22 protein-coding genes and 1 other RNA gene are annotated in these 25767 nt (G+C 64.1%); 8 read left to right on the forward strand and 15 right to left on the reverse strand.

Features of this window, described 5'->3' with window-relative positions; translation table 11 throughout:
• Positions 1-3: 3 nt before the first annotated feature.
• From glnL to ompA, 15 genes are all read right to left on the reverse strand, one after another.
• On the reverse strand, positions 4-1083 hold the full coding sequence (gene glnL, locus EJI00_RS10875; RefSeq protein ID WP_126747478.1) for a nitrogen regulation protein NR(II): 1080 nt from the start codon (positions 1081-1083) through the stop codon (positions 4-6).
• Positions 1084-1098: 15 nt separating this feature from the next.
• Complete coding sequence (locus tag EJI00_RS10880; protein WP_126747479.1) at positions 1099-1617, reverse strand: hypothetical protein; 519 nt, start codon at positions 1615-1617, stop codon at positions 1099-1101.
• 143 nt (positions 1618-1760) lie between these two features.
• On the reverse strand, positions 1761-3176 hold the full coding sequence (glnA, locus tag EJI00_RS10885; RefSeq protein ID WP_126747480.1) for a type I glutamate--ammonia ligase: 1416 nt from the start codon (positions 3174-3176) through the stop codon (positions 1761-1763).
• Positions 3177-3322: 146 nt separating this feature from the next.
• Positions 3323-4123, reverse strand: a complete 801-nt coding sequence (locus tag EJI00_RS10890; RefSeq protein ID WP_185868114.1) for a molybdopterin-binding protein — start codon at positions 4121-4123, stop codon at positions 3323-3325.
• The gene (locus tag EJI00_RS10895) at positions 4120-4995 is read right to left on the reverse strand and encodes an EI24 domain-containing protein (RefSeq protein WP_126747482.1); all 876 of its coding nucleotides are present in this window, start codon (positions 4993-4995) and stop codon (positions 4120-4122) included. The genes EJI00_RS10890 and EJI00_RS10895 overlap by 4 nt, the downstream gene beginning before the upstream one ends.
• Before the next feature lie 38 nt (positions 4996-5033).
• Positions 5034-6008, reverse strand: a complete 975-nt coding sequence (locus tag EJI00_RS10900) for a sterol desaturase family protein (RefSeq protein ID WP_126747483.1) — start codon at positions 6006-6008, stop codon at positions 5034-5036.
• Between the two features lie 10 nt (positions 6009-6018).
• A complete protein-coding gene (locus tag EJI00_RS10905) occupies positions 6019-6765 on the reverse strand; it encodes a polysaccharide deacetylase family protein (protein ID WP_126747484.1) in 747 nt (248 codons plus the stop codon).
• Between the two features lie 76 nt (positions 6766-6841).
• A complete protein-coding gene (locus EJI00_RS10910) occupies positions 6842-7849 on the reverse strand; it encodes a YncE family protein (RefSeq protein WP_126747485.1) in 1008 nt (335 codons plus the stop codon).
• Between the two features lie 78 nt (positions 7850-7927).
• Entirely contained in the window at positions 7928-8662 is a 735-nt protein-coding gene (locus tag EJI00_RS10915; RefSeq protein WP_126747486.1) for a pseudouridine synthase, read from the reverse strand.
• A 54-nt stretch (positions 8663-8716) separates the two neighbouring features.
• Positions 8717-10453: a gamma-glutamyltransferase gene (ggt, locus tag EJI00_RS10920; RefSeq protein ID WP_126747487.1), complete on the reverse strand. Its 1737-nt coding sequence runs from the start codon at positions 10451-10453 to the stop codon at positions 8717-8719.
• Between the two features lie 51 nt (positions 10454-10504).
• Positions 10505-12100, reverse strand: a complete 1596-nt coding sequence (locus EJI00_RS10925; RefSeq protein WP_126747488.1) for a class I SAM-dependent methyltransferase — start codon at positions 12098-12100, stop codon at positions 10505-10507.
• A 144-nt stretch (positions 12101-12244) separates the two neighbouring features.
• Positions 12245-12629, reverse strand: a transfer-messenger RNA (tmRNA) gene (ssrA, locus tag EJI00_RS10930).
• A 12-nt stretch (positions 12630-12641) separates the two neighbouring features.
• Positions 12642-13310, reverse strand: coding sequence for an HAD-IA family hydrolase (locus tag EJI00_RS10935; protein ID WP_126747489.1), 669 nt, complete (start codon positions 13308-13310; stop codon positions 12642-12644).
• Complete coding sequence (gene ubiG, locus EJI00_RS10940; RefSeq protein WP_126747490.1) at positions 13307-14038, reverse strand: bifunctional 2-polyprenyl-6-hydroxyphenol methylase/3-demethylubiquinol 3-O-methyltransferase UbiG; 732 nt, start codon at positions 14036-14038, stop codon at positions 13307-13309. Before ubiG ends, EJI00_RS10935 begins: the two co-directional genes overlap by 4 nt.
• Before the next feature lie 125 nt (positions 14039-14163).
• Entirely contained in the window at positions 14164-14817 is a 654-nt protein-coding gene (gene ompA / locus EJI00_RS10945; protein ID WP_126747491.1) for an outer membrane protein OmpA, read from the reverse strand.
• A 223-nt stretch (positions 14818-15040) separates the two neighbouring features.
• Here ompA and gyrA point away from each other — a divergent pair, with 223 nt between their 5' ends.
• From gyrA to EJI00_RS10985, 8 genes are all read left to right on the forward strand, one after another.
• Positions 15041-17686, forward strand: coding sequence for a DNA gyrase subunit A (gene gyrA / locus EJI00_RS10950; RefSeq protein WP_126747492.1), 2646 nt, complete (start codon positions 15041-15043; stop codon positions 17684-17686).
• Entirely contained in the window at positions 17683-18270 is a 588-nt protein-coding gene (locus EJI00_RS10955; protein ID WP_126747493.1) for a DUF2059 domain-containing protein, read from the forward strand. The genes gyrA and EJI00_RS10955 overlap by 4 nt, the downstream gene beginning before the upstream one ends.
• A gap of 1 nt (position 18271) precedes the next feature.
• Positions 18272-19408 carry a 3-phosphoserine/phosphohydroxythreonine transaminase gene (serC, locus tag EJI00_RS10960; RefSeq protein ID WP_126747494.1) on the forward strand — a complete coding sequence of 379 codons (1137 nt, stop codon included), beginning with the start codon at positions 18272-18274 and terminating at the stop codon, positions 19406-19408.
• Between the two features lie 24 nt (positions 19409-19432).
• On the forward strand, positions 19433-20554 hold the full coding sequence (gene pheA, locus EJI00_RS10965; RefSeq protein WP_126747495.1) for a prephenate dehydratase: 1122 nt from the start codon (positions 19433-19435) through the stop codon (positions 20552-20554).
• A 14-nt stretch (positions 20555-20568) separates the two neighbouring features.
• Positions 20569-21450: a prephenate dehydrogenase gene (locus EJI00_RS10970; protein WP_126747496.1), complete on the forward strand. Its 882-nt coding sequence runs from the start codon at positions 20569-20571 to the stop codon at positions 21448-21450.
• A gap of 1 nt (position 21451) precedes the next feature.
• Positions 21452-23464 carry a bifunctional 3-phosphoshikimate 1-carboxyvinyltransferase/cytidylate kinase gene (locus EJI00_RS10975; protein ID WP_126747497.1) on the forward strand — a complete coding sequence of 671 codons (2013 nt, stop codon included), beginning with the start codon at positions 21452-21454 and terminating at the stop codon, positions 23462-23464.
• A gap of 204 nt (positions 23465-23668) precedes the next feature.
• On the forward strand, positions 23669-25357 hold the full coding sequence (gene rpsA, locus EJI00_RS10980) for a 30S ribosomal protein S1 (RefSeq protein ID WP_126747498.1): 1689 nt from the start codon (positions 23669-23671) through the stop codon (positions 25355-25357).
• Between the two features lie 72 nt (positions 25358-25429).
• Entirely contained in the window at positions 25430-25756 is a 327-nt protein-coding gene (locus EJI00_RS10985; RefSeq protein ID WP_126747499.1) for an integration host factor subunit beta, read from the forward strand.
• Positions 25757-25767 lie beyond the last annotated feature (11 nt).

The following is a 25767-nucleotide window of genomic DNA, read 5'->3' on the forward strand; positions in this document are numbered from 1 at the left end:
CTGCTAGGGCAGCGGAATCAGTATCTTGAAATCGGTTCGGCCCGGGACGCTATCGCACTCGATCACGCCGTGATGCTGTTGCACAAAAGTTTGTGCGAGCGTCAATCCAAGCCCTGTCCCGCCTTCTCTCCCCGATACGAGCGGATAGAAGATGCGGTCCTTGATCGTGTCCGGCACACCCGGTCCGTTGTCGATGACATGCAATTCCAGTGCCAATCGATACCACTGCTTGTTGAATATGACCTGGCGGGCGATGCGCGTCTTGAAAGTGATCTGCGCGTCTCCCGCCGCACGGCGCTCGGCAAGGGCCTGCGCCGCGTTGTGCACGATGTTGAGCGTGGCCTGGATGAGCTGTTCGCGATCGCCGCGGAACTCGGGAATCGACACGTCGAAGTCGCGCTCGATGTGCAGGTCGCGCGGAAACTCCGCAAGAATGACCGATCGCACGCGCTCGCACACCTCGTGGATGTTGACGTCGCCCACCACATGCGGCCGCCGGTGCGGCGCCAGCAGGCGGTCGACCAGCGTTTGCAGCCGGTCGGCTTCATGGATGATGACTTGCGTGTACTCGATGAGGTCGCGCGACTCGACCTCCATCTGCAGCAGCTGCGCCGCGCCGCGAATGCCGCCCAGCGGGTTCTTGATTTCATGCGCGAGATTGCGGATGAGTTCCTTGTTGGCCTGCGCCTGGTCGAGCAGGCGCTCTTCGCGGTCCTGGCGCACCTGCTGCTCCAGCGGCGACATCTCGATGATGAGCTCGCCCGACTTGTCGCCCTGCGCGAGGGTGACCTGCACCGGCATCAATTCGTGATTGACGCGGCGCAGGAAGGCTTCGTAGCGCAGTGTGGCAAAGTCGTTGCTGCGGGCGCCGTCGATGGCGGTGCGCAGCACGTGCGGCTCATGAAAGCAGGCTCCGAACTGAGAGCCTTCGAGCGTGCGGCGCGAAGTGCCCAGCGCGTCTTCGAGGGCCGCGTTGGCAAACAGCACCGAACCGTTGGTGCTGACCACTGCGATGAGCGTGGACAGCAGGTCGAAGGACTGAAAGCGCGGATTGGCGCCGGCCGCCTTCTTCCCAAATGCCATTGAATGTCCTGCTGCTTACTGCTGCTTGGCCGGCAGGCGGCCGAGTTCGCGGCGAATGCCTGCGATGTCGCTCTCGTTGCGCGCGAGTTCGGCCTTCATTTCAGCCACGCGATCGAGGTACTTCTGGTAGTTGCGGCCTTCACTGCCCTGCTTCTCGGGCTCGCCGTTGTTGTATTCCTTTTGAAGCTCGGCCTGGCGGGCTTCGGCCTTCTTGAGCTCGGCCTCGAGCACCGAACGGGCTTCGCCGTCGCGGGCGCGCTGGTCGACGCCTTCCACGCGCGGGCTGCCGGCCGGCGCACGCGCCGCGGAAGAACCCCCGCCGCCGCCCGACGACCGGGCGGCAGGAGCCGGCATGCCGGAGCCCTGCACGACGGTGACGTTGCCGCCTTCCATGACCTTGCAGCCTTTTTGCTGCGCAATGGTCGAGTTGTTGGTGTATTCATTGCCGCAGCGCCACACGCGCTCCTGGGCCGAAGCCGGCAGGGCGAGGGCCAACAATGAACCAGCCAGGAAAATGAGGGAAGCAGTCTTCATGTGAATCGTTGGATGCCGCGACAAAGGCGCATTTTCCTGCAATTCGACTCCATCGGTGACAAGATGTTCCGCGCCAATGAAAAAGGACGGCCGAAGCCGTCCTTTCTGTCTTACTTACCCGTCAAGGGCTTGCGCCCGCCGATTTAGAGCGAGTAGTACATGTCGAACTCGACCGGATGAGTCGCCATGCGGAAGCGCGTGACTTCCTGCATCTTCAGTTCGATGTATGCGTCGATGTAGGCATCGGTGAACACGCCACCCTTGGTCAGGAACGCACGGTCCTTGTCGAGGTATTCCAGGGCCTGGTCGAGGCTGTGGCACACGGTCGGGATCAGCGCGTCTTCTTCCGGCGGCAGGTGGTACAGGTCCTTGCTGGCGGCTTCGCCCGGATGGATCTTGTTTTCCACGCCGTCGAGGCCGGCCATCAGCAGTGCAGCAAAGCCGAGGTACGGGTTCATCAGCGGATCGGGGAAGCGCGCTTCGACGCGGCGGCCCTTCGGGTTGGCCACGAACGGGATGCGGATCGAGGCCGAGCGGTTCTTGGCCGAGTAGGCCAGCTTCACCGGGGCTTCGAAGCCGGGCACCAGGCGCTTGTAGCTGTTGGTGCCGGGGTTCGTGATGGCGTTCAGGGCACGTGCGTGCTTGATGATGCCGCCGATGTAGTGCAGCGCGAAGTCCGACAGGCCCGCATAGCCGTCGCCGGCGAAGAGGTTCTTGCCGTCCTTCCAGACCGACTGGTGCACGTGCATGCCGGAGCCGTTGTCGCCGACGATGGGCTTGGGCATGAAGGTGGCGGTCTTGCCGTAGGCGTGGGCCACGTTGTGGATCACGTACTTCTGCAGCTGGACCCAGTCGGCGCGCTGAACCAGCGTGCTGAACTTGGTGCCGAGTTCCATCTGGCCGGCGTTGGCCACTTCATGGTGATGCACTTCGACCGGAATGCCGAGCGATTCGAGCACCAGGCACATTTCCGAGCGCATGTCCTGGAAGCTGTCGACCGGGGGAACCGGGAAGTAGCCGCCCTTGACTGCCGGGCGATGGCCGGTGTTGCCGTGTTCGTATTCCTTGTCGGTGTTCCACGAGGCTTCTTCGGACTCGATCTTGACGAAGCAGCCCGACATGTCGTTCTTCCAGCGAACGCCGTCGAACACGAAGAATTCGGGTTCCGGTCCGAAGTAGGCGGTGTCGCCCAGGCCCGAAGCCTTCATGTACGCCTCTGCGCGCTTGGCGAGCGAACGCGGATCGCGCTCGTAGGCCTTGCCGTCGGCGGGGTCGATCACGTCGCAGGTCAGGATCAGCGTCGTTTCTTCGAAGAAGGGGTCGATGTTGGCGGTGTTCGGGTCGGGCATGAGCTGCATGTCCGAAGCTTCGATTCCCTTCCAGCCAGCAATGGACGAGCCGTCGAACGCGTGGCCCGAGGTGAATTTGTCTTCATCGAATGCCGAGACCGGCACGGTCACGTGCTGCTCTTTGCCACGGGTGTCGGTGAAGCGGAAGTCGATGAACTTGACCTCGTTTTCCTTGACGAGCTTGAGTACATCGGCGACGGTCTTTGCCATCAGTTTCTCCTGAGTTGGATGGTGGTTAGGAATACAGGGACGGGGGATGCAGTTTCTGTGCCATTGTCGCCCCTTGCGGAGAGGCTCCGGCGACGGGTACAAACCCCAAAAGAAGGCGAATAATCACCAATTTGGTGCGTTCTATTTCAGCGCACCAATTCTGGGCCAAGCTTGGCATCAAAGGCGTGCAGCCCTTCGATCAGCTGGAAATAGGCGGCATCGAGCAGCACCGGGTCGCCTTTGACGCCGAGTTCGATGTGCCGGCCATATTGAGGATGGTCGACGCTCGGCAGGCTGAACACCTTGACGCCGGCATGGGTGGCTTCGATGGCTTGCATCAGCGGGGTAAGCGTTGCCTCCATCGCACCAAAAACGATGACCGATTTTTCCGCCGACTGGCCGCTGGTGAACATGTCGGCATAGCGGCTGTCGAGCACCGATTCGATCATCGGCCAGGCCATGACGGGAAAGCCGGGCACGAAGTGGACGTGGTCGACGCTGAAGCCCGGAATCTTGTTGTACGGGTTGCGGATGATCGTCGCGCCCTTGGGAAACACGCCCATGTTGAGACGGTGAATGTTGTCCGGCCGGTGGGGCTCATAGGCAATGCCCTGCTCGCGCGCCGTGTCCTGCATGCGTTCCCGAATCAGCAGCTCGGCTTCAGGGTGCAGTTCGAGCGGCACTCGCAGCGCCTGCGCGGCGCATTGGCGGGTGTGGTCGTCCGGCGTGGCGCCGATGCCGCCGGTCGAGAAAACGATGTCGCCCGAGGCAAAGGCCCGGCCGAGCGCGGCCGTGATGCGCGTGGGCTCGTCGCCGACGTATTCGGCCCAGCCAAGCTGCAGGCCGCGGGCGGCGAGCAGTTCGATGACCTTGGGCATGTGCTTGTCGGCACGCTTGCCCGAAAGAATTTCGTCTCCGACGACGATCAGGCCGAATGCGCGGGTCATGGGGATTTCCATTGAGAAAGAACGGCCTGGTCGGCTTCGATGGCCGGTGCGCCGCCAGACGAAGCCGCGGCTGCCCCGCGCTGCGCCCGCAACTGCGCGAGGGCATCGAGGCAGTAGTGGCCGAACCAGAGCGAAGAGAAGGCGAATACCAGCGTGTAGATCCAGATCGCGAGCGGCACGAGCACGAAGAAGGCGGCGGCGAACAGCAGGCCCGATGCCCATACGATGCTGGGCGCTGCGCCCAGGTAGCCGCACAGCACGCCGATGCACAGCAGCGGCAGGCGGTGCGCGCGCAGCAGCGTGGCCCGCTCCTCGGCGCTGGCATGCTCGGCCAACGCGTCGAAGCTCATCACGCGATAGGTGAGCCAGCCCCAGATCAGCGGCGGCAGGATGAGCACCAGCGGCGGAATGAGCCAGAGCGGCATCGAGACGACGAGTGCCACCAGCGCCAGCACGGTGAGGCCCAGCGACCGCGCCACGCTGCCGAAAAACGATGCGCCTTTCTTGCGCGCGAGCGTGGGAAAGCGGCGGTGCGCTACCAGCGCGGTCAACGGAGGCGCCATGAACCCGGCCACGATGACCAGCGAGACCACCACGATCAGCGGCGTGGCGGCAAACACCACCACGAGCGGTGCCAGCATGGCCGTGACATCGCCCGAAAAGAGCCGTCCGATCCAGCCCCAGAAGCTCGCCAGCAGCGGCCAGGCCTCAAGTGCCTCGCGCGTCCATGCCACGGTGGCGTCCCAGTAGAAATAGCCGAAGCCTGCGGCCAGCAGCACCATCAGGGCGAGTGGCAGCAAAGAGAGCACGATCACGCGCGGCAGCATGCAATAGGCAACGGCACGCCAGAAAGAGTCGAGAAGCAGACGCATTGGGTGCGAAGGATAACGCCTGGGCGCCGCCCGGGCGGTCAGCCGCGGCCGACCATCCGCTTCAGCCCGAGCCACTGCTGGACCCAGAAGCCGCTGCCGTAGTCGCGCACCCTGCCGTCGGCGCCGGGCTCGACCTGGTCGCGGATGCCGGTCGGGTCGTAGCGCTTTTCGAAGTTGGCGGTGCGAAAAAGCATGTCCCACCAGGGCAGCAGCACGCCGAAGTTGTGGCCGCCGAGCGTATGAGCGCCACGCGACTCGTGGCCCAGGCCGATGCTGTGATGCAGCCGGTGAAAGCGCGGGCTGATCCACAGCCGCTCGCCGATGGCGCCGAACCCGAGCTTCAGGTTGGCGTGCTGCAGGCTTTCGCTGAGCTGCGTGAACGCGACGAACGCAATGAACTGGCCGGGCGCCACGCCGATGAGCTGCGCCACGATGACGATGAGCGTGTCATGCACGATGTCGTCGAGCAGGTGGTTGCGGTCGTCGCTCCACATGGTCATCTGGCGCTGCGAATGGTGCAGCGAATGCAAGCCCCACCACCAGTTGAGCTGGTGCTGGCCGCGATGAATCCAGTAGCCCACGAAGTCGAGCACCACCAGATAGATTGCAAAGGCGACCCACGGCACGTCGGTGACGCCCGGCCAGGCTTCGTCGAGGTGAAACGTGCCCCAGCCCGCGATGCGCAGGCTCCCGATGGCTTCGTCGAAGAACGGCTCGAGCGTGAAGAACATGGCCAGCCGGAACAGGCCGAGGCGATGGATCAGCGTGTAGAGCACGTCGATGCGGATGGCGCGGCGGTCGGTCACCGGCTCGACGGCGCGCCAGCGCTGCAGCGGCCCGATGACCACGAGCAGCACCGCAACCTGGATGAACCCGACCAGCAGCCAGCCGGTGGCGTCGAAGGCGTCTTCAGTCCAGCCGCCGAGGCCGACCGCGAACACCAGCGGCTGGATCAGCGTTTCGAAGAACCAGCCCTGCAGCGTGGAAAAAGAGTCCGTCAACCAATCGATCACGACGACAGCCTCAAGGGTGGGATGCGATCCAGGCGCGGTATTGCGGATGCTGGCGCAGCGTTTCGAAGCAGAAGCCCTTGGCCTTGAGGCCGACGATCAGCGGCTCGAGATTGGCCGGCGCCCACGGGTCCTTGCGCGACCAGATGCCCAGATGGGCCAGCAGGATGTCTCCGGGGCGGATGGTTTCCAGCGCCTGCGCCAGGAGCTTTTCGTTGCTGAACTTCTCGCTCGGCAACTCGTCGCCCAGGAAGCCGGCCGGCGACCATCCCACATGTTCGTAGCCGCAGGCCTTGGCTGCGGCGAGCAGCCGGGGCGAGGTCTTGCCGCCCGGCGCCCGGTACAGGGGCAGCGGCTTCTTGCCGGTGATGACGGCCAGCCGATCGGACGCCTTGCCGATGTTGGCGCAGTACTCGGCCGCACTCCAGGTGAACTCGCGGCCCGCAAGGGCACCCGCGGAGGGCTTGATGCGGAAGCTCGGCGCCACGCCCTTGAGGTCGCCGCGCCAGTACGCGTGGTCATAGGTGTGCGAGGCGAATTCGTGGCCTTCCGCCGCCCTCGCCTTCCACCATGGCGCCCAGTGGCTGTCGAGGCTGTCGCCATCGGTCTGGGTGCGCTCGGCGGCGGCAAAGAAGGTAACGCGCACGTTCTGGCGCTTGAGCACGTCGGCCACCAGCGGCGCAACGCCCATGTGGCCGGTGTCGAAGGTCAGGTAGACCGGCTTTTCGCACGAAGCGCCCTGCGCCCAGGCAGCCGGCATGGCGGCACACGCGACAGCGAAGACAACGCCTGGAACACCGCGGAACCGGCCTTGCCGGCTTGCCGATGGAACCCGTTCAGATTCTTTTCGCATGGGCCAGGGTCCAGACGCCGTGCGGCGAACGGCCGACATTGACCTGGCGAACGACCTTCTGGCTGTCCAGGTCGATCACGCTGAGCTTCTTGGCCCAGCGCGAGGTCACATACAGGGTCTTGCCGTCGGCGGACACATCCATGCAGTCGGGGCCGCCCGGAACGGCGTAGGTGGCGCTGACCTTGAGCGTCGCCAGGTCGATCCGGCTGATGGTGTTGGCCACGCGGTTGCTCACGAAGACGCTCTTGCCGTCGCCGGCCGAACGGAAGGCGTGGGCACCCTTGCCTGTCAGGATCTTGCCGACCAGCTTGGGCGCGGGCCCCGCCACGTCGAACACCTGCACGCCGTCGCTGCCGGTGAGGCCCACGAGCAGGGTCTTGTCGTTGTGCACGCCGAAGATGTCGGCCGGCATGGCGCCGGTGGTGGTGCGCCAGCGGATGGTCTGCGTCGGCAGGTCGACGGCGATGAGCTCGTCGCTGTCCTGCATCGTCACGTAGGCGACGGTGCTGGTGTTGTCGATCCAGATGTGGCTGGGCGTCTTGCCGGTGGCAATGCGCTTGACGAGCTTCAGGTCCTTGCCGTCCCAGCGGTAGACGTCGACGTGATTGAGCCGGTTGGCCGCCGTGACGAACCACTTCATGTCGCGCGAGAACTGCAGCTGGTACGGATCGATGATGCCGTAGACCACGCGCTGCACTTCGGCCGTTCTCGGGTTGAGAAAAGTCAGCGAGTCGCCCGCCGAATTGGCCACGATGACCGACTTTTCGTCGGGCGTCATGTAGATGTGGTGCGGCTCCTTGCCGGTGGCGATGCGCTGCTTTTCAGTCCAGTCGACCGGATTGATCACGCTGACGCTGGCGTCGAGCGAATTGAGCACGAAGATGGGCGGGGGCTCCGCGGGCGCAGCGGCGGCGGCTTGTGCCACCCAGACCGTCAGGCAAGAAAACAGGCAAGCCGCGAGGCGGCCGTTCGGTCGGGCAAGAAATCGCAAGGGGAAGTTCCGAAAGAGTGCTTTCGATTATCAACGGCCCGACCCGACCGCCGGCTGACCGGCAGAGCCTCCGATGCGCTATCCCGGTGTTTTTGCACGCAACGCCGCAACCTGTTCGGCGCTGAGCCATCGCCACTGGCCGGGTGCCAGGTCTTCGGGCAGCGCCAGTTGCCCGATGCGCGAGCGGTGCAACCCTTCGACCCGGTTGCCCACGGCCGCCAGCATGCGCTTGACCTGGTGGTATTTGCCTTCGGTGAGCGTCAGCCGCAGATGCAGCGGGCTGTCCGACGCGCAGGCGGCCGCTCGCACCGGCTTCGGGTCGTCGTCGAGCACCACGCCGGCCAGCAGTTTTTCGATCTGCACAGCGTCCACCGGGTGCTTGGCCGTGACCTCGTAGACCTTGGGAACATGGTGCTTGGGCGAGCCCATCTTATGGATGAATTGGCCGTCGTCCGTCAGCAACAGCAACCCCGTCGTATCCTGGTCGAGCCGGCCGATGGCCTGCACGCCCTGCACCGCGCCCTTGTTCGGGCGAAGACGCAGCGGCGACGGCAGCAGCGTGTAGATGCTCGGGTAGGTGGAAGGCTTTTGCGAGCACTCGGTTCCGGCCGGCTTGTGCAGCATCAGGTAGGCCTTCTCGTGATACGCCCATTCGGTGCCCTGGACGGTAAAGAGCAGGCCTTCGGGATCGAGGTCGTCGAAGGGGTCGTCGGCGGTTTTACCGCCGATGGTCACGTGGCCTTGCTGGATCAGCCCCGCGCACACGCGCCGCGTGCCGAAGCCTTGGGAATAAAGAATGTCTTGCAGGTGCATGGAAATGAAAAAGGCGGCCGCGCCAGAGTGGCACGACCGCCCGAGTTTGCAGGATCAGTAGCCGGCGGCGAGGCCGGTGTTGCGGCGGGGGTCGTTGGCGCCATAGAAGCGGTTGGTGCCCACCGGCTTGCCGCCCAGCGACGGCGCGCCCACGATGATCGCCGCCATGTGGTTGGCCGGCTGCGGCACGCCCAGGTTGTGGCCCATGTCGGTCAGTATCTTGCGGGTGTCGGGGCTGATGGCAAAGGTCTCGACGTTGGTCACGTCAGGCAGCCATTGCTGGTGGAAGCGCGGCGCATCGACCGCTTCCTGCACGTTCATGCCGTAGTCGACCACATTCAGGATGGTGTGCAGCACCGCCGTGATGATGCGGCTGCCGCCCGGCGTGCCGACCACGAACACCGGCTTGCCGTCCTTCGAGACGATGGTCGGGCTCATCGAACTCAGCGGACGCTTGCCCGGGGCGATGGCATTGGCCTCACCCTGCACCAGTCCGTACATGTTGGGCACGCCGATCTTGGCGGTGAAGTCGTCCATCTCGTTGTTCAGCAGCACGCCGGTCTTGTCTGCGGTGACCTTGGCGCCGAACCAGTCGTTCAGCGTGTAGGTGACCGACACCGCATTGCCCTGCTGGTCGGTAATGGAATAGTGCGTGGTGTTGCTGCCTTCGTGCGGCGCAACGCCGGGCTTGATGTCCTTGGAGACGCCGGCCTTCTTGGGATCGATGGCCGCGCGGATCTTCTCGGCGTAGCCCTTGTCGAGCAGACGATCGAGCGGGTTCTTCACGAAGTCCGGGTCGCCCAGGTAGCTGTTGCGATCGACATACGCGTGGCGCATGGCCTCGATCTGGTAGTGCACGGCCTCGGCCGATCGGAAGCCCAGGTCCTTGAGCGGATAGCCCTCGAGGATGTTGAGCATTTCGCAGATGATCACGCCGCCCGAACTCGGCGGCGGCGCCGACACCACGCGATAGCCGCGATAGTCGCATTCGACCGGTGCGAGCTCGCGCGTCTTGTACTGGTCGAGATCGGCCTGGGTGATGATGCCCTTGCCGGCCTGGCTGGAGGCCACGATCGCCTGCCCCACCCAGCCCTTGTAGAAACCATCGACACCCTTGGCGCTGACTGCGCGCAGCGTCTTGGCGAGGTCTTTCTGCACCAGCTTCTGACCGACTGCGAAGGGCTCGCCCTTGTTCAGGAAGATGGCGCCGGAGACCGGGTCTTTCTTGAAGTCGTTGGTGGAGGTGCGCAGCATGTCGATGTCGCCCTGCTCCAGCGCAAAGCCTTTTTCGGCCAGCTGGATCGAAGGCGCGATCAGGTCGGCGCGCTTCATGGTGCCGTATTTCTCGCGCGCGTATTCCATGCCCGAGACCGTGCCCGGCACGCCCACGGCCAGGTGGCCGTTGGTGCTCAGGCCCTTGATGACGTTGCCGTCCTTGTCGAGGTACATGTTGGCCGTCGCGGCAAGAGGCGCTTTCTCGCGGAAGTCGAGAAAGGTCTTGCGTCCGTCGGCGAGCTGCACCGTCATGAAGCCGCCGCCACCCAGGTTGCCGGCCGCCGGATACACCACGGCCAGCGCATAGCCCACGGCCACCGCCGCATCGACGGCGTTGCCGCCGCGCTTGAGAACGTCGACGCCGACCTTGGTGGCCAGATGCTGCGCGCTCACGACCATGCCGTGCTCGGCCGCAACGGGCGCCTGCGATGCGGCGTGCGAAGCGCCTGCGCCCGTGAGCACGAGCGCGGCCGCGACGGCGGCGCGCAATGTCGGAGTCCAGGGGAATTGCTGCATGAAGAAAACCCTTCTTGAATTCGGTGGTGAGAAACGGCCAGCGCAAGCCCGTCAGGCAACGAGCAGCGCCTTGCGCCGCAGGTCGCTCAGCCCGAGCTCCACTTGTTTGAGCGCGAATTCCTTCAGCGCGGAGGGATCGGTCAGCGGCTTGTCGTTGTGGACGAAGCGCAGGCGATCGGCGCGCACCTCGGCCGCGAGATAGTCCGCCAGCATGTCGTGCGAATGCTTGCCATCGAGCAGCGGCAGAAGGCAGCGCTCCAGCGCGGAGAGGCCCATGGATTCATGCCACTGGTTGCAGACCGTGGCTGAGCTTCCGGCGGACAGCGCCAGGCCCGGCGCGGTGCGCACGGACGGCAACGCCAGCGGCAGCGCGGACACCTGCGTTGCGGCCCGCACCGGCGTGCGCCGGATCCGAACGGCGCCGAGTATCAGCAATTCCTCGAGCATCGACATCATGATGGGTTCGACCGAGGTGCGGTTCTCGCCCGTTGCGGCAAGAACCGAGGCAATCAGCGCCTCCAGCGACAGACTGGCCGGATAGTTCGCGTCGAGCGCTTGGGCCGCGGCTTTGTGCACCGGCAGGCGCAGCGTGACCTTCAGGTTGCGCAGCGCATTGCAAGACTGCTCGCGTGCATCGAGCGTCAATGCAGTGCCGTCCTCGGCGGCGAACACGCCCGCGAACTCGAGGCTTCGAATCCTGGCCGGGTCGAGCCGGTAACGGATATCGGCAGCGCGGCCCTGCTTCACCAGCAAGGACTGGCGAAAAGTGCGGTTGACCAGGAAGTCGAGATACTGCTCCATGAGAATCTGGCTGCCGCCGCATTCGCGCAGCAGCGGCTCGCGGACCTTCTCTCCGTAGTTCTGCACGAACATCGTCGAAGGTTCCGCGTCTGCCAGGTAGCTGAGGCCGTTCGCCTCGGCACGCGCCACAAACTCCTTGAAGTAGCACGGCGCGTTGCAGGGCTCGAGAAACTCATGCAGCAGGTAATAGCCGCTGGAGCCACGCACGATGGGCATCGTCTCCTCGAGCGTTTTCTTCAGAACGCTGTCCGGCCGGGCCGACTGTTCGAGAAATTCGAGCATGCCGCGCGCATAGGACAGCTTTTCTTCGGGCGTGTCACGCGGAGCGCCGCGCAGGATCATCGCGTCACGCACGATCTCCCTCGCCTTCCAGCCTGGGTAGACGTTGTAGCTGACATAAGCCACGCCGTTGGGCGCGAGGTTCTCGGAGCACACGCGCAGGATCGCCTCCTGCACCGGCCCGGGCACCCAGCTGTAGACACCGTGGCAGATGATGTAGTCGAACTGGCCGAACGAGGCATCGACCTCCGCGAGATTGAACGCCCGCAACTCCACATTCGGCAATCCGGCGCGAGAAATGGCCGTGAGGCCCTGTTCCACCTGCACCTTCGAAAGGTCGAGGCCCAGGGCGCTTGCTTCGGGATGGCGCGCCGCGAACGGGATCAGGTTGCCGCCCGCCGCGCAGCCGAGTTCGAGCACTCGCGCCTTTGCCGGTGGCGGCGTCTCGAGACCAAACAGGAAGGCGAGGGCCTCCAGGTGCTCGACAGCGGTCTGCGGGAACGGATGCGACTCGTAGGGCACCTCGTCGTAGTAGCTGGTGAGAGTCGAAGTCAGTGAATCGGGCATGGCGTCCTTTTTGGGTCGAGACGGGCAGCGATGCCCTTTGCGAGGAGCAGACAGCGATGGCGGCGTGACAGCGCCCGCTGACTATAGCCCTGCGCCCAGGCAAAAAAAAGCCAACCTGTCGAAGGTTGGCTTTTTTGTGATGAATGGTGGAGCTGGGGGGATTTGAACCCCCGTCCGCAAGCCTTCATCGCGCAGTTCTACATGTTTAGTGATCTGATTTAAGTCTCGCTTCCGGAGTCGCGCAGTCACACGCTAAACCGGACGCCAGCACCCTATTTTCTCGCCCCGACCCAAGGTACCCGGATCGGAGCCAGCCCATGTAATTATCCTTGCAGCCGGGAGGTCAGAATTGCTCCAGACCCCCTTGCCCAGCCCATCGGCCAACTGTTGCAAGGCTCACTGGCAATTAAGCAGCGAGTGCGAAACGTTCGTCGTTTGCAGTTAGTTTGTTTGAATCTGTTTTACGAGCGCATTCAGCTCGACATGCCCCGCTGCGATTCCGAACCCACGTCGAAACCAGTGCAGCCCCAAGACTCGTATTTTAGGCCGGGTTGAGAAACTGCAAGAGCTCCATGGGCGAAGATATTGCGGCATCCGCTTCCCAGAGGGTGGCGTCGGACTGCGGCCCCATGTAGCCATAGGTTGCCGCCACGGTTTTCATGCCTGCGGCGCGGCCCGCGATGATGTCGCGCTCATCGTCTCCCACATAGATGCAGGCACTCGACGGGATTCCAAGCCGGCGTGCCGCTTCATGCAAGGGCTCGGGGTGCGGCTTGGAAAACGGCGTCGTATCGCCGCTCACGATAGCGCCCGCGCTCTCGAAAAGAGGAATGGCACGGGTCAGCGGATCGGTAAACCTTGCCGACTTGTTGGTGACCACGCCCCACGCCAACCCGCGCGCGCGGATCGCGTCGATGAGCGCCTGGACGCCGTCGAACACATGCGTGTTGAGCAGCATGCGGTTTTCATAGGCGACGAAGAACTCTTCCCTCATCTGCGGAAATTCCGGCGCGTCGGGTGTGATGCCGAAGGCCACGCCGAGCATGCCCCGCGCGCCGGCGCCCGCCATGTAGCGGTAACGCTCCAGCGGATATGACTCGAGGCCGCGGTCAGTACGCATTTTGTCGGCTGCAGCGCCCAGATCGGGGGCGCTGTCGATCAGCGTGCCGTCCAGGTCGAACAGCACGGCTTGCACTGCTGCGCCCGTCACGCCTGGGATCCCGTCGCCGAGGCCGGTTTTTGCGTTGCGAACATATAGTTGACGCTGGTGTCCCCACTGAGCCAGTAGCGCCGCGTCAACGGGTTGTGCTCCATCCCTCGCGTATGGCGCAAATCGAGCCCGGCGGCGCGGCAATGGGCTGCAAGCTCGCTGGGCCGGATCAGCTTTGCATACTCGTGCGTGCCGCGCGGCAACATGCCCAGGACGTATTCGGCGCCGACGATCGCCAGCATGAAGGACTTCAGATTGCGGTTGATGGTGGAAAAGAACACCCAGCCGCCAGGCTTGACCAAGGTGGCACAAGCCTGAACGATCGAAGCGGGCTCCGGCACATGCTCGAGCATTTCCATGCAGGTCACGACGTCGAAACTGCCCGGTTGCTCCGCGGCCAATGCCTCGGCACTGACTTCGCGGTATTTGACGCCCTTCGTTTCGGCCTCGAGCGCATGCAGCTTGGCAACCTTGAGCGCTTTGCTCGCCAGGTCGATGCCCAGCACGTCAGCGCCTTTTCGGGCCATCGAATCGGCGAGGATTCCTCCACCGCAGCCAATATCGAGCACCTTGCGCTGCGAAATCGGCGCAATACCGTCAATCCATTCCAGGCGAAGCGGATTGATTTCGTGGAGCGGGCGGAATTCGCTGTCCAAATCCCACCAGCGATGGGCCAGCTCGGAAAACTTGGCGAGTTCCGCCGGATCGGCATTCACATGATCTGTCATGCCGTGATTATGAAACGGAGAATGCACGATAGGCCGCCGAATGACACCGGGGAACGGCCAAGAAGAATTCGACAGGCATAAAAAAACCCCGCCGAGGCGGGGTTTTTTTTAGCGATTCAATCGAATCAGCGGGTGGCGCGGGTGCCGACCACTTCGATTTCCACGCGGCGGTTCTTGGCGCGGCCTTCCTTGGTGCGGTTGTCCGCAACAGGCTGCTTCTCGCCCTTGCCTTCGGTGTAGACGCGGTTGCGTTCGATGCCGCGCGAGACCAGGAAGGCCTTCACGGCTTCGGCGCGACGCACCGACAGACGCTGGTTGTAGGAGTCAGAACCGATCGAGTCGGTGTGACCCACGGCAATGATCACTTCCAGGTTGACGTCACGGATCTTCGAGACCAGGTCGGTCAGCTTGGCGCGACCTTCAGGCTTGAGAACCGACTTGTCGAAGTCGAAGAATGCGTCAGCAGCGAAGGTAACCTTCGAAGCAGCGACTTGAGGAGCAGGCGTAGGAGCCGGTGCGCCCGGGGTGGGAGCCACTGCAGCGGGAGCTGCCGGAACCAGAGCACCGTCGCAACCGGCGGCGGCGGTAGCCGGCGTCCAGTTGGCATCACGCCAGCACAGTTCGTTCGTGCCGTTCTTCCAAACCAGTTCGCCGGTGCCGTTTTGCCAGTTGTCGATCGTAGGACCGCCATTCGCAGCGGTGACACGGGTCTGCGCGCCGGCGGCAGTGGCGAGCGCAGCGACTGCAAACATCATCGCCACTTTATTCAGTTTCTTCATGGTTCTCCTCTTGGGGAAAAAGCCGCAGCCGCGCTGCGAATCAAGGACGCTTTAAGTGACCACCACCCAAAACGTTGAGGCGATTGTGCCATAGGGTCTTTGGCAAACAGGCTGCAGCGCCCTCCGGAAGCGTAGGACGGAGGCGGAATAGCGGCCTTGTGTTGCGGCGGTACGACACCCCTCACAGCGTAAAATTCCGCCTTCCGCTGCCAGCCTCTCGCTCATGACCTCCTTCGCCAAAGAAACCCTGCCCATCAGTCTTGAAGAGGAAATGCGCAGCAGCTATCTCGATTACGCCATGAGCGTGATCGTGGGCCGAGCGCTTCCCGATGCCCGCGACGGCCTCAAGCCCGTGCACCGGCGCGTGCTGTACGCCATGCACGAGCTCAACAACGATTGGAACCGTGCATATAAGAAGTCTGCCCGCATCGTGGGCGACGTGATCGGTAAGTACCACCCGCACGGCGACCAGTCGGTCTACGACACCATCGTGCGGCTGGCGCAGGATTTTTCCATGCGCCACATGCTGGTGGACGGACAAGGTAACTTCGGCTCGGTCGACGGAGACAACGCGGCCGCAATGCGGTATACGGAAATCCGGCTCGCAAAAATTGCGCACGAAATGCTGGCCGATATCGACAAGGAAACGGTCGATTTTCAAGACAATTACGACGGCTCCGAAAAAGAACCGAAGGTCCTGCCGAGCAAACTGCCTAATTTGCTGGTGAATGGCTCTGGCGGTATTGCGGTGGGCATGGCCACCAATATTCCGCCGCACAATCTCAATGAGGTGGTGGACGCCTGCCTGCACATGCTGCGCAATCCGCAGGCCACCATCGACGAGCTGATGGAAATCGTGCCGGCGCCCGACTTCCCGACGGCCGGCATCATCTACGGCATCAACGGCGTGAGAGACGGCTACCGCACCGGCCGCGGCAAGGTGGTCATGCGCGCCAAGTGCCACTTCGAGGACATCGACCGCGGCCAGCGCCAGGCGATCATCGTCGACGAGCTCCCCTACCAGGTCAACAAGAAGACGCTGCAGGAGCGCATGGCCGAGCTGGTGCATGAGAAGAAGATCGAAGGCATCAGCCATATTCAGGACGAGTCCGACAAGTCGGGCATGCGCCTCGTGATCGAACTCAAGCGCGGCGAAGTGCCCGAGGTGGTGCTCAACAACCTCTACAAGCAGACGCAGCTGCAGGACACCTTCGGCATCAACATGGTGGCGCTGGTCGACGGCCAGCCCAAGCTGTGCAACCTGAAGGACCTGATCGAGGTCTTCCTGCAGCACCGCCGCGAAGTGGTCACACGTCGCACCGTGTTCACGCTGCGCAAGGCCCGCGAGCGCGGCCACGTGCTCGAAGGCCTGGCGGTGGCGCTGGCCAACATCGACGAATTCATCTCGATCATCCGCAACGCGCCGACGCCTCCGGTGGCCAAGGCGGAGCTGATGACCCGCAGCTGGGACAGCAAGCTGGTGCGCGAGATGCTCACGCGTTCGCGCGCAGACGGCGGCGTGGTGAATGCGGATGACTACCGCCCCGAGGGCCTGGAGCGCGAATTCGGCATGGGCTCTGACGGCCTTTACCGCCTATCGGAAACCCAGGCGCAAGAAATTCTGCAGATGCGCCTGCAGCGCCTCACTGGCCTCGAGCAGGACAAGATCGTTGCCGAATACAAGGAGGTCATGGCCGAGATCGACGATCTGCTCGACATCCTGGCCAAGCCCGAACGCGTCTCGGTCATCATTGGCGAAGAGCTTGGCACCATCAAGCAGGAGTTCGGCCAGTCCAAGCTCGGCGCGCGCCGCAGCCTGGTCGAACACAGCGCCTACGATCTCTCCACCGAAGACCTGATCACGCCGACCGACATGGTGGTCACGCTTTCGCACAGCGGCTATATCAAGAGCCAGCCGCTGAACGAGTACCGCGCGCAAAAGCGGGGCGGGCGCGGCAAGCAGGCCACCGTGACCAAGGAAGACGACTGGATCGACCAGCTCTTCATTGCCAACACGCACGACTACATCCTGTGCTTCTCCAACCGCGGCCGGCTCTACTGGCTCAAGGTATGGGAGGTGCCGGCGGGCTCCCGCGGCTCTCGGGGCCGCCCCATCGTCAACATGTTCCCGCTGCAGGAAGGCGAGAAGATCAACGTGGCGCTCGCACTCACCGGCGAGAAGCGCAACTTCCCGGCCGACCAGTACGTGTTCATGGCCACCTCGATGGGCACGGTCAAGAAGACCACGCTCGACGAATTCAACAACCCCCGCAAGGGCGGCATCATCGCCGTGAACCTCGACGAAGGCGACTACCTCATCGGCGCCGCGCTGACCGACGGCAAGCACGACGTGATGCTGTTCAGCGACGGCGGCAAGGCCGTGCGCTTCGACGAAGAAGACGTGCGTCCGCTGGGCCGCAACGCGCGCGGCGTGCGCGGCATGTCGCTCGACCCGGGGCAAGGCGTCATCGCCATGCTGGTGGCCGAGGACGAGCAGCAAAGCGTGCTCACCGCGACGGAAAATGGTTACGGAAAGCGTACAAGCATTACCGAGTACACCCGCCATGGCCGCGGAACCAAAGGCATGATTGCGATTCAACAGAGTGAGCGCAACGGCAAGGTCGTTGCCGCCACCCTCGTGCATGCGGACGATGAGATCATGCTCATCACCGACAAGGGCGTGCTTGTGCGCACACGTGTTGCCGAGATTCGTGAACTAGGTCGCGCAACGCAAGGCGTCACGCTGATCGGGCTCGACGAAGGCGCCAAACTAAGCGGGCTACAGCGTATCGTCGAGAACGACGCCAACGGCGAGATCGAGCCTGGCGCAGACGATACTTCCACATCTTCAACGGAGAACCCTCAGTGAAAAAATTCAAGCTCGCACTTCTGACCGTCGCCCTGGCTGGCAGCTCGATGGCCGCCATGGCCCAGGACAAAGCTGCGCTCATCAAGCAGTTCATCGACGTGCAGCGCCCCGGCATCGAGTCGCTGGCACGCGGCCTGGTCGAACAATCGAGCTCCCCGATTGCACAGGCCGGCTCGCAGTACCTGCAAACGCAGGTGCCCGAAGCCAAGCGCGAATCGGCCGCCAAGGCCGCCGACGCCGAACTCAAGAAGTACTTCGACGACGCCTACCCGATCGTGCGCGACAAGGCCGTGCAGTTGGCGCCCGTGGCCCTGACTCCGCTGCTGGAGCAGAACTTCACCGAAGACGAACTCAAGCAGCTGCTGGCCTGGATCAACTCGCCGCTCAGCAAGAAGTATCAGGACCTCAACCCCAAGATGCAGACCGCTCTGACCGAAAAGCTCGTGACCGAAACGCGCGCCACCATCGAACCGAAGATGCGCGCGCTCGACGAAAACGTGGCCAAGGCACTGGGTGCGCCCACCGGCGGCCAGCAAGGCGCCGCTCCCGCCAAGGCCCCGGCCAAGGCTCCCGCCAAGAAGTGACGTGACAGAGCAGCAGCAGCCCAAGCCCGCTGGCACGCGTCCGTACAATTTTTCCGCAGGTCCGGCCGCCATGCCGGAGGCGGTGCTGCAACGCGCCGCCTCCGAAATGCTCGACTGGCAGGGCAGCGGAATGAGCGTGATGGAAATGAGCCATCGCGGCAAGGAGTTCGGCGCGATCTGCACCCAGGCCGAAGCCGACATCCGCACGCTGCTGGCTGTGCCTGAACACTTCCACATCCTGTTCATGCAGGGTGGCGGGCTGGGCGAAAACGCCATCGTGCCGATGAACCTGTCGCGCGGCAAAACCGCCGACTTCGTGATCACCGGCAGCTGGAGCATCAAGTCCCAGAAAGAAGCGCTGCGCTATTGCACTGCGCACGTCGCCGCAAGCAACGCCGGCGACCATCACACCAGGCTGCCGGATCCCTCGACCTGGCAGCTGAGCCAGGACGCCTCGTATGTGCACCTTTGCACCAACGAGACGATCAACGGCATCGAGTTCCAGCAATTGCCCGACCTCGCGGCCCTTGGCAGCAACGCGCCGCTGGTCATCGACTTTTCGTCGCACGTGGCCTCGCGCAGCGTCGATTGGAGCCGTGTCGGCCTTGCATTCGGCGGCGCGCAAAAGAACCTCGGGCCGGCCGGCCTCACGCTCGTGATCGTGCGCGACGACCTGCTCGGCCATGCGCTCGAAATCTGCCCGAGCGCGTTCAACTACAAGATCGTGGCCGACAACAAGTCCATGTACAACACCCCGCCGACCTGGGGCATCTACATGGCCGGGCTCACTTTCCAGTGGCTGCTGCAGCAGACCGAGGGCGGGCTCACGGGCGTGGCTGCCATGGAGCAGCGCAACATCGCCAAGGCCCGGCTGCTGTACGACTTCATCGACGCTTCTTCGTTCTACCTCAACAAGATCGACCCGAGCTGCCGCTCGCGCATGAACGTGCCTTTCTTCCTGGCCGACGAAAGCCGCAACGACGCCTTTCTGGCCGGCGCCCGGGAAGCCGGCCTGCTGCAGCTCAAGGGCCACAAGTCGGTCGGCGGCATGCGTGCGAGCATCTACAACGCCATGCCGCTGGAAGGCGTACAGGCACTTGTGAGCTACATGCGAGAATTCGAGCGATCGCATGCCTAGGCGCATGCCCAGCTGCTCGCACCGATGACCGCCTCCGCTCCTACACCGCCCTCTTCTCCCGACAACTCCGAAAGCCTTGCCGGTCTGCGCGTGCAGATCGATTCGCTCGACCAGCAACTGCTCAGCCTGCTCAATGAGCGGGCCCACGTGGCAGAACTGGTGGGCGAGGTCAAGAAGCGCGAAGGCACGCCGTTTTTCCGGCCCGATCGCGTGGCGCAGGTCATCGAGAAGATGCAAAAGAGCAATGGAGGTCCGCTCAAGGACCTGCACGTGGCGGCCATCTGGCGCGAGATCATGTCAGCCTGCCTGGCGCTCGAATCGCCGCAGCGCGTTGCCGTTCTTGGCCCCGAGGGCACTTTCTGCGAGCAGGCCGCCATCGAATATTTCGGCGGCGCCGCCGACCTCATCTACTGCGCCAGCTTCGACGAGGTGTTTCACGCCACGGCGGCCGGCAGCGCCCAATATGGCGTGGTGGGTGTCGAAAACTCCACCGAAGGCGTCGTCACGCGATCGCTCGACCTGTTCCTGCATTCGCCCACCCACGTGGTCGGTGAGGTCAGCCTGCTGGTGCGACACCACCTCCTGCGCAGCAGCAACACGCTCGACGGGGTGGAAGCGGTGCTCGCCCATCCGCAAGCGCTCGCGCAGTGCCAGACCTGGCTTTCGAAGCACCTGCCCAACGCAGAGCGGCGCGCCGTTTCGAGCAATGCCGAAGGCGCGCGGCTCGCGGCCACCAACCCGGCCTGGGCCGCATTGGCGGGCGAACGCGCCGCCACCCGCTTCGGCCTGCACATCGTTGCGCATGCCATCCAGGACGACTCTTACAACCGCACCCGCTTCTCCGTGATCTGCCTGCCGCAGACGCTCGCCATGCCGCCGGCCTCGGGGCGCGATTGCACGAGCCTGATCGTTTCCGTGCCGAACCGCCCCGGCGCCGTGCACGACCTCCTCGTGCCGCTGAAGCTCAACAACGTGTCCATGACCCGTTTCGAGTCGCGCCCCGCGCGCACCGGCCAGTGGGAGTACTACTTCTACATCGACCTGGACGGCCATCCTTCGCAGCCCAACGTGGCCGCGGCACTGGCCGAACTGCGCGGCCTCTGCGCCTTCTACAAGGTGCTTGGCGCCTATCCCGTCAAAGCCTGAGCCGGACGCGCACCATGTTCGAGCAACTGGGATTGATCGGCTGCGGCCTCATGGGCGGCTCCTTTGCGCTTGCGCTCAAGCGCGCAAAGCTTGTGAAACGGGTGGTCGGCTACAGCAAGTCGCCCTCCACCACCGAACGGGCCCGCCAGCTCGGCGTGATCGACGTGGTGGCACCCTCCGCGCTGCTCGCGGTCTCGGGCTCCGACATCGTGCTGCTTGCAGTGCCGGTGGCAGCCTCGGAAGCGACCTTCCGGGCCATCCGTCACGGCATTTCGAACGACACGCTGGTGATGGACGTGGGTTCGACCAAGGGCGACGTAATCGAAGCCGCACGCAACGGCCTGCAAAGCCAATTCGCCAACTTCGTTCCGGCCCACCCGATCGCCGGCAAGGAGGTGTCGGGCATCGAACATGCCGAGGCTTCGCTTTACACCGGCCGCAAGGTCGTGCTGACGCCTGTGAAGGCGACGCTGCGCTCGAACGTGCAACGGGCTTCCCAGGTCTGGAGCGGTATCGGTGCCAACGTGGTCACCATGACGCACGAAGAGCACGACAGTGCCTTTGCCGCCGTGAGCCATTTGCCGCACCTGCTGGCCTTTGCCTACGTCAACGCTCTCATCGCGCAGCCGCAGGGCGACCGCTTCCTGAGCCTGGCCGGACCCGGTTTTCGCGATTTCTCGCGCATTGCGGCCAGCGACCCGGTGATGTGGCGCGACGTGCTGCTCGCCAACCGCGAGCAGGTGCTGCTGCAGTCGCAGGCCTTCCGCAAGGCACTGCTGGACCTCGAGGCGCTGATGGGCGCCGCCGACGCCCAGGCGCTGGAACAGTCGATTGCCGCCGCCAGCAAGGCGCGCGCCGCCTGGCAGCCCAACACCGACGCGTCCCAGGACTCCTGACATGTTCTCGACGGCATTCCTCGACATCCCCCCGCTGGCGTCGGCCGCGGGCACCGTTCAGCTGCCGGGCTCCAAGAGCATTTCGAACCGCGTGCTGCTGTTGGCGGCGCTCGCGAGCGGCACCACCACCATCCACGACCTGCTCGATTCCGACGACACCCGCGTGATGCTCGATGCGCTTCGCGCGCTGGGCTGCGGCATCGACGCCGCGGGCAGCACGCTGCGCGTGACCGGCATCGATGGGCAACTGAAGTCCAAAGGCCAGCTGCTTCCGCTTTTCCTCGGCAATGCCGGCACCGCGATGCGCCCGCTGACCGCGGCACTGTCGCTGCTCGGCGGTGATTTCGAACTGAGCGGCGTGCCGCGCATGCATGAGCGGCCGATCGGCGATCTAGTCGATGCGCTGACCCAGCTCGGCTGCCGCATCGATTACCTCGGCAACCCTGGCTACCCGCCGCTGCGCATCAGCCCGGTCGATCACGGCGCGCTGGTGCTCGATGCGCCTATCCGCGTGCGGGGCGATGTGTCGAGCCAGTTTCTCACCGCCCTGCTGCTGGCGCTGCCGCTCGCCGCCCGCAAGGACATCGTCATCGAGGTGGTGGGCGAACTCATCTCCAAGCCGTACATCGAGATCACGCTGAACCTGCTCGCGCGCTTCGGCATCACGGTGCGGCGCGACGGCTGGGAGCGCTTCACCATTCCGGCCGGCAGCAGCTACAGCTCGCCGGGCGATATCCACGTCGAGGCCGACGCGTCCTCCGCCAGCTATTTCATAGCGCTCGGGGCCATTGCCGCCGGCAGTTCGGACCGCGACGGCATACGGATCGAAGGCGTCGGCGCCGATTCGATCCAGGGCGACATCCGCTTCATCGACGCAGCCCGGCAAATGGGCGCGCGGGTCGACAGCGGGCCCAACTGGCTCGAAGTGCGCCGCGGCGCCTGGCCGCTCAAGGCCATCGACCTGGACGCCAACCACATTCCCGATGCCGCGATGACGCTGGCCGTGATGGCGCTCTATGCCGACGGGCCCAGCACCTTGCGCAACATTGCGAGCTGGCGGGTCAAGGAAACCGATCGCATCGACGCCATGGCCAACGAGCTGAGAAAGCTCGGCGCCACCGTTGAATCCGGCCCCGATTTCATCCGGGTGCATCCGCTCGCGCCGGCCGATTGGCAGGCTGCCGCCATCCGCACCTACGACGACCATCGCGTGGCAATGTGCTTCTCGCTCGCGGCGTTCAACCCGGCCCGGGTGCCGGTGCGCATTCTCGAGCCGCATTGCGTCGCGAAGACCTTCCCGGACTACTTCGAAACCCTGTTCTCGGTCGCCGAGGCCACGGAAATACCCGTGATCTGCATCGACGGCCCCACCGCCTCCGGCAAGGGCACGCTCGCCGCCGAGGTGGCGCGCCTGCTGGGCTATCACTACCTGGATTCCGGCTCTCTCTACCGCGTGACCGGCCTGGCCATGCGGCGCGCCGGTCTCAGCGCCGATTCGCAGCACGAGACGCAGATTGCCGCGATGGCGCGCACCCTGCCCCTGCACTTTGCCGAAGGCAAGGTCTTGCTGGCCGGCGAAGACGTGAGCGATGAAATCCGCACCGAAGCCGCGGGCATGGACGCCTCCCGCGTTTCCACGCTTCCCGGGGTGCGAGAGGCCCTTTTGGCCCTGCAGCAACGGTTTCGGCAGCTTCCGGGCCTGGTGGCCGACGGGCGCGACATGGGCACCGTGATCTTCCCCGACGCAGAGCTCAAGGTGTTCCTGACGGCCAGCGCCGCCCAGCGGGCCGAGCGCCGGCATAAGCAGTTGATTTCAAAGGGTATTTCGACTACACTTGACAGTCTTCGCTCCGACTTGGAAGCGCGCGACGCCCGGGACTCGTCCCGCAGCGTTGCACCTCTCAAGCCGGCGCAGGATGCGCGCCACCTCGACAACTCCCAGCTGTCCATCGAGCAATCGATCGATACGGTGTTGACCTGGTGGCAGCAAGTACAGCCTTTCAAGTCCGCTTGAAGGCTCGCGCCAGCTGGGTGTTCCGGGTGGCGCATACCGCTCCAGCAGGCTCTTCTCGCGCGACAGCGCACCGGCCGGCTGGTTGTTCAACCAACCCGGGTTTATATCCAAAAAGCCCACAAAACCGCCGTCTCCAGACCCACAGCAGCCGCACGCAATTTCGCATGAGCGCCTGCCAACCCTGCCTGACGGAAGGAACCATAAATGTCTGAATCTTTTGCCGACCTATTCGAAGAATCCCTGAAGCGTTCCGAAATGCGCACCGGCGAGGTCATCACGGCCGAAGTCGTGCGTGTCGAACACAACCACGTCGTCGTCAACGCTGGCCTCAAGTCCGAAGCGTACGTGCCGATCGAGGAGTTCAAGAACGACAAGGGCGAACTCGAAGTCCAGGCCGGCGATTTCGTTTCCGTTGCCATCGGCAGCGTTGAAAACGGCTACGGCGACACCATCCTCTCGCGCGACACCGCCAAGCGTCTGGCCTCGTGGCTCGCGCTCGAGAAGGCCCTGGAATCCGGCGACTTCGTCACCGGCACCACCAGCGGCAAGGTCAAGGGCGGCCTCACGGTGCTCGTCAACGGCATCCGCGCATTCCTGCCGGGCTCGCTGATCGATACGCGTCCGATCAAGGATCTGACGCCGTACGAAAACAAGACCATGGAATTCAAGGTCATCAAGCTCGACCGCAAGCGCAACAACGTCGTGCTGTCGCGCCGTGCCGTGGTCGAAGCCAGCATGGGCGAAGAACGCGCCAAGCTGATGGAAACCCTGAAGGAAGGCGCAGTCGTGCGCGGTGTCGTCAAGAACATCACCGAATACGGTGCGTTCGTCGACCTCGGCGGCATCGACGGCTTGCTGCACATCACCGACATGGCTTGGCGCCGTGTCCGCCACCCGAGCGAAGTCGTTCAGGCCGGCCAGGAAATCACCGCCAAGATCCTCAAGTTCGACACCGAGAAGAACCGTGTCTCGCTGGGTCTCAAGCAAATGGGCGACGACCCGTGGATGGGCGTTTCGCGCCGCTACCCGCAATCGACCCGCCTGTTCGGCAAGGTCACGAACATTGCCGACTACGGCGCGTTCGTCGAACTCGAACCCGGCATCGAAGGCCTGGTGCACGTTTCCGAAATGGACTGGACCAACAAGAACATCGCTCCGAACAAGATCGTCTCGCTGGGCGACGAAGTCGAAGTCATGGTCCTCGAAATCGACGAAGACAAGCGCCGTATCAGCCTGGGCATGAAGCAGTGCAAGGCCAACCCGTGGCAAGAGTTCGCGCAAAACACCAAGCGCGGCGACCGCGTCAAGGGCCCGATCAAGTCGATCACCGACTTCGGCGTGTTCGTGGGTCTGGCTGCCGGCATCGACGGCCTGGTTCACCTCTCGGACCTCTCGTGGAACGAAGCCGGCGAAACCGCCGTTCGCAACTACAAGAAGGGCCAGGAAGTCGAAGCCATCGTGCTGGCAGTCGACGTCGACCGCGAGCGCATCAGCCTGGGCATCAAGCAGCTCGACAGCGATCCGTTCACCACGTTCACCACCGTGAACGACAAGGGCCAGATCGTGACCGGCAAGGTCAAGACGGTTGACGCCCGCGGCGCTGAAATCGACCTCGGCGAAGACATCCTCGGCTACCTGCGTGCTTCGGAAATCTCGCGCGACCGCGTCGAAGATGCCCGCAACGTGCTGAAGGAAGGCGACGAAGTCACTGCCATCGTGCTGAACGTGGATCGCAAGACCCGCAACATCCAGCTGTCGATCAAGCAGAAGGACATGGTCGACGAACAAGGCGCCATGGCCAACCTGAGCCAGCAGTCGGCACGCGAAAACGCGGGCACGACCAGCCTGGGCGCACTGCTGCGCGCCAAGCTCGACAACAACGACAGCAAGTAAGCTGAGCCAGAAGACAGAGCAGGCCCTGGGGCCGCTCTGTCTTTTTTTTTCGTCCACGTTTTTGTTTGGCCTATGACCCGCTCTGACCTCGTCGAAGAACTCGCAGCGCGCTTTGCGCAGCTGACGCACCGCGATGCCGAATACGCCGTCAAGACCATCCTCGACGCAATGAGCGACGCGCTGGTGCGCGGGCATCGCATCGAGATCCGCGGTTTCGGCAGCTTTTCGGTCAGCCGGCGTCCGCCGCGCATCGGCCGCAACCCGCGTTCGGGCGAAAGCGTTCAGATTCCCGAAAAGCGGGTGCCGCACTTCAAGCCGGGCAAGGCGCTGCGCGAAGCGGTCGACGCCAAGACCGCCGAACTCGGCGGCAGCAAGGAAGCCAGGAGCAGCAAGCCCTGATCCGCATGGAT

Source organism: Variovorax sp. DXTD-1, assembly GCF_003984625.1.
GTDB lineage: Bacteria > Pseudomonadota > Gammaproteobacteria > Burkholderiales > Burkholderiaceae_C > Variovorax.